7 protein-coding genes and 2 pseudogenes are annotated in these 7,673 nt (G+C 66.3%); 3 read left to right on the plus strand and 6 right to left on the minus strand.

Features of this window, described 5'->3' with window-relative positions; translation table 11 throughout:
• Positions 1–97: 97 nt before the first annotated feature.
• The 4 genes and pseudogenes from ACFV9O_RS38885 to ACFV9O_RS38900 all read right to left on the minus strand — a co-directional run.
• Positions 98–615, minus strand: a pseudogene (locus tag ACFV9O_RS38885) (IS5 family transposase); the annotation flags it as partial.
• A gap of 83 nt (positions 616–698) precedes the next feature.
• The gene (locus tag ACFV9O_RS38890) at positions 699–1,109 is read right to left on the minus strand and encodes a hypothetical protein (RefSeq protein ID WP_385427409.1); all 411 of its coding nucleotides are present in this window, start codon (positions 1,107–1,109) and stop codon (positions 699–701) included.
• Between the two features lie 572 nt (positions 1,110–1,681).
• Positions 1,682–2,194, minus strand: coding sequence for a peptide-methionine (S)-S-oxide reductase MsrA (msrA, locus tag ACFV9O_RS38895; RefSeq protein ID WP_385427412.1), 513 nt, complete (start codon positions 2,192–2,194; stop codon positions 1,682–1,684).
• Positions 2,195–2,983: 789 nt separating this feature from the next.
• Positions 2,984–3,664 (minus strand): hypothetical protein, encoded by a 681-nt coding sequence (locus ACFV9O_RS38900; protein ID WP_385427414.1) that lies wholly within the window; start codon positions 3,662–3,664, stop codon positions 2,984–2,986.
• Positions 3,665–3,815: 151 nt separating this feature from the next.
• Here ACFV9O_RS38900 and ACFV9O_RS38905 point away from each other — a divergent pair, with 151 nt between their 5' ends.
• Complete coding sequence (locus tag ACFV9O_RS38905) at positions 3,816–4,922, plus strand: serine hydrolase domain-containing protein (protein ID WP_385427417.1); 1,107 nt, start codon at positions 3,816–3,818, stop codon at positions 4,920–4,922.
• 151 nt (positions 4,923–5,073) lie between these two features.
• Here ACFV9O_RS38905 and ACFV9O_RS38910 read toward each other — a convergent pair whose 3' ends face one another.
• Complete coding sequence (locus ACFV9O_RS38910; protein WP_385427420.1) at positions 5,074–5,244, minus strand: hypothetical protein; 171 nt, start codon at positions 5,242–5,244, stop codon at positions 5,074–5,076.
• Between the two features lie 358 nt (positions 5,245–5,602).
• Between ACFV9O_RS38910 and ACFV9O_RS38915 the strand changes: the two genes are divergently transcribed.
• Positions 5,603–6,115 carry a hypothetical protein gene (locus tag ACFV9O_RS38915; protein WP_385427425.1) on the plus strand — a complete coding sequence of 171 codons (513 nt, stop codon included), beginning with the start codon at positions 5,603–5,605 and terminating at the stop codon, positions 6,113–6,115.
• Between the two features lie 186 nt (positions 6,116–6,301).
• On the opposite strand, the pseudogene tnpA reads toward ACFV9O_RS38915, so the two are convergent.
• Positions 6,302–6,730, minus strand: a pseudogene (gene tnpA / locus ACFV9O_RS38920) (IS200/IS605 family transposase).
• A gap of 11 nt (positions 6,731–6,741) precedes the next feature.
• Here tnpA and ACFV9O_RS38925 point away from each other — a divergent pair.
• The coding region (locus ACFV9O_RS38925; RefSeq protein WP_385427422.1) for an RNA-guided endonuclease TnpB family protein at positions 6,742–7,673 on the plus strand (932 nt) is incomplete at its 3' end.

Here is a 7,673-nt window from a genome sequence, read left to right on the forward strand (position 1 = left end):
CCTAGAGAAACGCCTCTCAGGCGCCCTCACCCATGTCCGCGCAGGTCAGACCCCAGATTAGTGACTCTAGGACGCTGAATTACGCGGAACGCAGGTTGTCTGCGTGGAGCTTGTCCGGCCTGCGCCGCCGCCGCCCGCGGCGGGAGCGGATCGGCGGTACGCCTTTCACCAGGGGTATCAGTGCCTGACTGTCGCGCAGGTTCGCCCCCGAGATTCCGACGGAGAGCGGCAGACCCGTCCGCTCGGTGATCAAATGGATCTTCGATCCGTACTTGCCCCGGTCGACAGGATTCGGGCCTGTCAGGTCCCCCTTTTCAGGGCCCGCATGTTCACCGAGTCGATCGCGCAGCGTGACCAGTCCAACTCGCCGCGGGAGCCGAGCTCGTCGAGGACCAGGCGGTGGAGCTTCGCCCACACCCTGGCCTTCGTCCACTCCGCAAAACGGCGATGAGCCGTCGCCCCCGACGGACCGAACGACACAGCGCACAACTGCTGCCATGTGCATCCCGAGGTGGTTACGAACACGATCGCGGCCAGCACCTCACGGTCGCCATGCCGGCGGCGGCCACCGCCCTGAGGCCGCGAAGGCGCCTCCGGCACCACCCGCTGGAACAACTCTCACAACTCGTCCGGTACCAGCCGCTCAACGATCCCCACCACGACCCACGGCCTGCCGAGGCAACCAAATGAGATGACCTCTAAAGATCTCTAGTCAGAATGCAGTGGGGATCGTCGTTGTCTTCGTCGCCCACGCGGGTCCAGAGCATCAGAGTATTTCCATGCCGCAGAGCGCTGAGGACGTCTCCCACGTCATCCCCCTTGGGGCCTTTGGTGTTGAACGACCGCCGGACGGCGGTCCCTGTCTTGTCGGAGTCGTCTTCCCAGGTGCCCGATCCTGACCGGGGTCCTGTCCAGTTCCAGTCCGAGGCGCCCATCCAGTCGCCGCATACGTTGTTGGCGGTGAAAGTTCCATCTGGCTTCAGCGTCAGGGTGCCGCCGTTGGCGTCGGTCCATGTGGTCGTGAGTTCGGCCGGCTTCAGCACGACGGATTCGCCCTCGGGCGGCGGCCGGTGCCAGAACCAGCTGCAGGCCGTGAGTGCGAGAGCCATGGCAAGGAGGACCAGCGCGGTCCGGCAGGAACGCAACACGCTCCACCTCCAGCGGTTTCTACAGGGCGCGTGCGCGACCGGGGAGATCAAGGACGTGTTCCGCAGCCTGGCACAGAATTTGAACACGTTCAAGCCCGAGTTGACGGAGACGGAGCCCCACGGGTCGTCACGGCCGTACCGCAACCGCAACCGCAGCGACTGATGGCGGTCGACCCAGACCCTCCATGGCCCGGAAGTGGCCGTAATGCCCCTGAATGGCCGATCTGTCTCGAGCCGGACTTGCTCACGCCGAGCCCGTTCCTCAGCCGTCAATCCACCGCCATCGGGATACCGCATCCTCCCGGCATGGCGCGGACCACGGCAGCCGTCACGGCCCGACGTAACCCGCACCATTAAAGATGTCTAGATCGGGATCGCTGGGCCTCTGTTTTGCTCCTCCCCAACTGTGTCCCGCCGCCCGGCACCCCCTTCGTCCACGGCGGGGCACCGCCAGCCCCGCGGGGCGCAAGCACGGCTCAGCCGCGGAGCCTCCGCCAGTCAGCCTGCGCCCGCGGTCGGCCTCACGCGGGCGGTCAGCCTTCCGCGCGGGCGGGCAGCCGCCATCCCGGGCGCGGGAAATGGCAGGTGTAGCCGTCCGGGTAACGCTCCAGGTAGTCCTGATGCTCGGGCTCGGCCTCCCAGAAGGGGCCGACCGGTTCGACCTCGGTGACGACCTTGCCCGGCCACAGTCCGGAGGCGTCCACATCCGCGATCGTGTCCTCGGCGGTCCGCTTCTGCTCGTCATCCACGTAGTAGATCGCCGAGCGGTAGCTGAGGCCGATGTCGTTGCCCTGACGGTTCTTGGTGCTCGGGTCGTGGATCTGGAAGAAGAGCTCCAGGATCGCGCGGAAGTCGGTCATCTCGGGGTCGAAAAGGATCTCAATGGCCTCCGCGTGCGTGCCATGGTTACGGTACGTCGCGTTCGGCACGTCACCCCCGGTGTATCCGACCCGGGTCGCCGTCACGCCCGGAAGCCGGCGGATCAGGTCCTGCATCCCCCAGAAGCATCCGCCCGCCAGCACGGCCCTTTGCGTCTGCGCCGCCATTGCAGCCCTCCAATATGTGTCAGCTCGGTCACTCGGGCTGCTCGGTGCACACACCACCGTCATCCCATACGCACCTGCTCCAACGCGCGAGGGTTCCAAGCGATTCCGTGCCCGTCCAACCGCTCCTGCGGTCACCGGCCGCCGCGAGGAGCGCACCGCCGTGTTGCCTCCCCCACGCCGGTGCACTCATCGTCGGCGGCATGGGCTCCGAGCTGAGACCTTTGTGAGCAACTGAGACTCCTCCTGCTCCACCGGCATCGCCAAGACGGACGACCGCCCAGCAGCGGCTCACCGATCGAAGGCGTAGACCCGTGACCCCGACCGGTATCGCCCCTGCGCCGACTCCCACGGATGACTGACCGCACACCGGTGTCCGTGGTCGGAGTCGCCGTGTCGGCGAGTTCAGCTTCAGGGAGCATCTGGACCTGATCCGAACACGACCCGGCATGTGCGGCCCAAGCGGCTCCTGTAGCAACTACGTCACGTACCTGAACAATTACGATGCGGGCGCACGCGGCGCGCTGCTCGGCTTCCGGGAATGGCTGCTCCTCAAGCTGGGACGCCAAAGCAGCTTCGTATGTTCGAGCCTTGTGACAGAGCTGGCGCTGCCAGGTGTCACACGTACCTACGGCCACAGGAATCTGACCAATGAGCAGGACCAGATGGTTGTCGAGGCCTTGTTCCAGTTTCCTTGGAGCCTTCCTACATGACCGTGATACGGAGCGTGACGGGCTGCGGAGCATGTCCGTGACTACTCGCTCCGCTTCGCGGAGTGATCCATGAACGGGACTACGCGTGTGCGGTGGCGTCGCCGACTCCGGTAGCCGATGGAGTGACGAACACCGCCAGGTAGCGGAACTCCCCGCCTCCTCCGTCCTGCTCGGAGTACTGCTCCCAATCGAGGGAGTACGTGCCTCGCAGATTGCATGTGTTCGGCTCGTAAGCCCCCTCGGCCCAGAGCAGCGTCCCGGCGAGCTCCCCTCCGTGGTGAATCCTGAAGTCGTGATCCCGAGTACGTCGGCGGCCGAGGCCTGGCGCAGTCCACAGGGAGGCCTCGTTGGTCAGCATGAGGGCAAGACCGTTCTGGTCGGATCGGCGGCAGAAGCGCTCCAGCCTGGCTATGTCCCGAACGAAGTGCAGACGTGCGAGGTCAGTGGCGCCATGCGCCTTCAAGGCGTAGTCCTCGGCTGGAGTGCCGACCGTGCCCGTCCAGCTCCGAGTGAAGTACTTGAACTCGATCGCGGTGCGGGTCGAGGGCCCGAAGCACAGGAGGTCCAGATACTCGGTCTTGTCCGACAGCCGCTGCGGCACTTCGAGCCTGGAGTGCACGTCCGGCGCCAACTCCCACAGCACCCGAGCGAAGTTGTGTTGAAGGTCGGCTTCGGAGTGGAACACTGGCCTCTGCACGCGCAGCTGCGCAATGATCTCGTTGAGTGCGGTCCGTCCGGCGATAGTTTCAGTGTCGTCCATCGGTGCCATGGTCACGGCAACATTCAAGTGGTTCGGTGACGGAACTCTCAAGAGGCGGCGCGGCCCTCGGGCCCTCGGGCTCTCGTGCGTCCGTGCGAACGCTCGGGAATTCAGTTGCCTCGCGTCACCCCAAGATGGCTGGATTCTCCGTATGGCAGACATTCAGGGCTCATACGATGAACTGTTCACTGCCGTGCCCAGCGCGCTGGCGGCATTGCTGGACGAGGGAGACGCCGGTGGCTCGGTGGCCGTCTTCGTGGACGGCCGGCCGGTGGTGGACGTCTGGGGCGGATTCACCGACGCCGACCGTACGATGCCGTGGCAGCGCGACACGATCGTCAACGTCTGGTCCGTCACCAAGACGATGACCGCGCTGTGCGCGCTGGTTCTCGCCGACCGTGGCGAACTCGACCTGGCCGCGCCGGTCGCCCGGTACTGGCCGGAGTTCGCCGCGACGGGCAAAGAGAAGGTGCTGGTACGCCACCTGCTCGCGCACACGGCTGGCCTGCCCGACTGGGACGGGCCGGTGGCGGAGCTGTACGACTGGACGTCCGCCACGGCACGCCTGGCCGCGCAGGCTCCGCAATGGGAGCCGGGCAACGAGGCCGGATACCACTCGCTCACCCAGGGATTCCTCGTGGGCGAGGTCGTACGCCGCATCACCGGCCGAAGTCTGGGCGCGTTCTTCGCCGACGAGGTTGCCGACCCCCTGGGCGCGGACTTCCACATCGGCCTGCCCGCCGAGCATGACCACCGGGTGGCGCTCACAATCCCGCCACAGTCCCGGGACGACGGCTACGCCGCGAGTGCCCCCGCCAGCGGCGCGACTCCCGCCGCCGGGACCCCGATACGGGTCCACGACGGGAACAGCGTGGCCTGGCGCCGTGCGCAAATCCCTGCGGCGAACGGGCTCGGCAACGCCCGCTCGGTCGCCCTCGTCCAGTCCGTGATGGCCTGCGGAGGATCGGTGCGGGGGGCGCGGCTGCTGTCGCAGGCGGGTTGTGACCGTGCCCGGGAGGAGCAGTTCCACGGCGATGACCGCGTCCTGGGCATGCCGATGCGCTGGGGTCTGGGCTACGGACTCTTCGGCAACACCTACGGGTGGGGCGGTTGGGGTGGCTCACTGGTCATGATCGATCCTGATGCCCGTATGGCAGTGGCGTACGTGACACATCAGATGCGCGAACCGGCGGACGACAATCGGGGACTAGAGATCGTCACGGCAGCGTATGACGGGCTCACGGGTCTGCGCGCCTGATCCCACGGGTCACATGGCAGCACAGGCTCGCCGGGACGGGCGTCAAGCCAAGTACCCCGTTCGAGACCAACTGGGGGAGCGTCCTGCCCGACGGGCATCGCGCCGATGCCGGACGCTACAGACGAGTAGTTGTGGCCGGCGGCGGAGTGACCTACTGGACGATGCGCGTGACTGTCCCGTCTTCGGGGTCCCCGTACTTCGAGATCAGCTGCCGATCGCTCATGCGGTCAACTTCTTCGCTTCGTTCGACGGGAAAGATCACGTGGGTGTCCTTGTCCGTCCAGTACTCGACGATGCGGTGTGTGTCGGTGGCTCGGCTCATACTGTGCTCCCTTGCGGCGCGTGGCGTATCAGAGTGCGTCTGTGCACGTTGAGGGTCAAGTGGGAAGGGGTCTTCCGTTTTGGCTGGCGGAAGTGTAGGTTCCGCTTACCTCGCGACTGCGCCTTTCGAGGCGCCGGCCCGCCGCTCCCGGGGCGGCGGGCCGCGCGGGGGCCAGCTAGTGCTGTGACAACCGGGAACCGGGTTGGTCTCGATGTCCTGATCGCCGGACGGTTTGGCGACCCAGCTTTCCGGCAATTGAGCCCTCCGCAGGTCCTCCCTCAGCGGGTGCGCCCTCCTCCGCAAGGCGGATACGCTCCGCCGTAGCGGACGAAGCGTGGCCGCCATGTCCAGGGCCAGCATGTATGTCATGACGACAGCGACCGCTCCTCTCCCCGCCTCCGCACCCGCCCCTGTCTGGGCTCGCCGCGCCGCCCACGCCATCGCTCTGTGCGCAGTTCCGTCCGGCCTGTGGCGCATCGCCATGGCATCCGGTGTCTATGTGGGCTACGGCGACCAGGTGCTGCGCGACGTATTCGACATCCCGGGCTGGGGAATCGCATACGTTGTCGGCCTCTCTGTCCTTGCCGAACTGGCCGCTCTGTTTCCGCTGTTGCTCGTCATTGACCGGTGGCGGCCGCTGCGCCCCCGGGCACTCGCCGCGCTGGCCTGGACCGCCTCGGGCGTCCTGGTCCTGGCGGCATTGTGGCAACTCGTGGTGGCTTTCACCGTTGAGAGCCAGACGTACATGTCGAGCGGTACGGCACAGACCGTCTGGGGCTTCGCTTTCGCCCCCCTGTTTGCCATCCCGGCCCTGATGACCGCGGTGACCTGGTCGTACGCAAAGCGGCACCGGGCAGGGGAACACGCGTAACCCCTGCACAGGCTTGACATCGGCTACTCCTGCCCACGGTTGCGGTGCCAAGCAGTCATGACCTTGAGAGAACCGTTCAGCATGATCTAGCGAGGAACCCCGGCTCTTTAGAGCCGGGAGGAATCGCTTCTCTGGATTGCTGTGACCCGCGCGTGAGCACGGGTCTGCACTGTGGTCTTTACCCGCTCAGGCGGGGCGTTTTGGGTTCTCGATGTACTCCTTGATGATATTCGGGGGTGCTCGGCCGTAGGACGCGGTGAAGTAGGAGGGCGACCAGAAGTGCTTGCCCCACCGGTACTTGCGGATGTGGTCGGGGAACTCCTGGCGCAGACGCTGGGCGGAGGCGCCCTTGAGCGAGCCGACCAGCCGGGAGAGTGCGACTTTGGGCGGATGGTGCACGAGCAGGTCGACGTGATCACGCTCGCCGTTGAACTCACGCAGCTGTGCACCGAAGTCCTGGCACACGTCGTGCATGGCCTCTTCGCAGGGTCGAAGGGTCTCGTCGGTTACCGGCAGCGCCGGTACTTAAGGCGTGAAGACCAAGTGTGCGTGCAGGGCGTAGACGACGCTGCGGCCCCTGCGGATATCGGTATTTGGCTCCCATCGCGGTGACATAGAGCAGTATCGTGCTTACCCTCGTGAAGATCGTTGTGCAGGTGAAGCTGATGCCGGATGCCGTGCAGGCACCGGCACTTGAGCGCACCTTGCACGCGGTCAACGAGGCGGCGAACTGGGTGTCCGCGGTGGCGTTCAGGCTTGGTGTTCCGCGTGAGTACGAGCTGCGCAAGCACACCTACGCCGAACTCAGGGCGAGGGGACTGGGGTCGCAGGCCGCTCAGCACACCATTAAGAAGGTCCGCGACGCCTATTCGACGCTGAAGGCCAACATCCGGGCCGGGAACCTCGGCAAGCCGGGTTCCAAGCGACGCACCAGGGCCGAGGCGAAGCCGGTCACCTTCCGTCCCGAGGCGGCGCAGCCGTACGACGATAGGTGTTTGTCCTGGCAGTACGATGCGCGGACGGTGTCCATCTGGACGACCGCCGGGCGGATCAAGAACGTCCGCTTCGCCTGCTCGCCGGACGCGCTCAAGACGCTTCGGGAGCACCGGCAGGGCGAGTCCGACCTGATCGAACGCGACGGCGTGTTCTACCTGATCGCCGTCTGCGAGGTGCCCGAGGCCGAGCCGTACGAGCCCGAGCAGTTCATCGGCGTGGACCTCGGTATCGTCAACATCGCCACCACGTCCACCGGCTACAAGGCGGCCGGGCGCGGCCTGAACCGGCACCGCAAGCGGCAAGCGGGCCTTCGCCGCAAGCTCCAGGCCAAGGGCACCAAGTCCGCCAAGCGGCTGTTGAAGAAGCGCAACCGGCGCGAGACGCGCCATGCAGCCAACCAGAACCACATCATCGCCAAGACGATCGTGACCGAGGCTGAACGCACCTCGGCCGGGATCTCCCTGGAGGAACTCAAGGGAATCCGGCAGAGGGTACGGCTCCGCAAGCCCTGGGGGCACCTCCCGGCCGAAGGCTGGGGGAGGGTCGCACTCCACTCCTGGGC

Source organism: Streptomyces sp. NPDC059909 (assembly GCF_042730885.1).
Classification (GTDB): Bacteria; Actinomycetota; Actinomycetes; order Streptomycetales; family Streptomycetaceae; genus Streptomyces.

Coding starts and splice junctions, on each gene's coding strand:
- ACFV9O_RS38915 (WP_385427425.1), top strand. CDS start 5,603: ATGTATGTCATGACGACAGCGACCGCTCCTCTCCCCGCCTCCGCACCC.
- ACFV9O_RS38905 (WP_385427417.1), top strand. CDS start 3,816: ATGGCAGACATTCAGGGCTCATACGATGAACTGTTCACTGCCGTGCCC.
- ACFV9O_RS38910 (WP_385427420.1), bottom strand. CDS start 5,244: ATGAGCCGAGCCACCGACACACACCGCATCGTCGAGTACTGGACGGAC.
- ACFV9O_RS38890 (WP_385427409.1), bottom strand. CDS start 1,109: ATGGCTCTCGCACTCACGGCCTGCAGCTGGTTCTGGCACCGGCCGCCG.
- msrA (WP_385427412.1), bottom strand. CDS start 2,194: ATGGCGGCGCAGACGCAAAGGGCCGTGCTGGCGGGCGGATGCTTCTGG.
- ACFV9O_RS38900 (WP_385427414.1), bottom strand. CDS start 3,664: ATGGACGACACTGAAACTATCGCCGGACGGACCGCACTCAACGAGATC.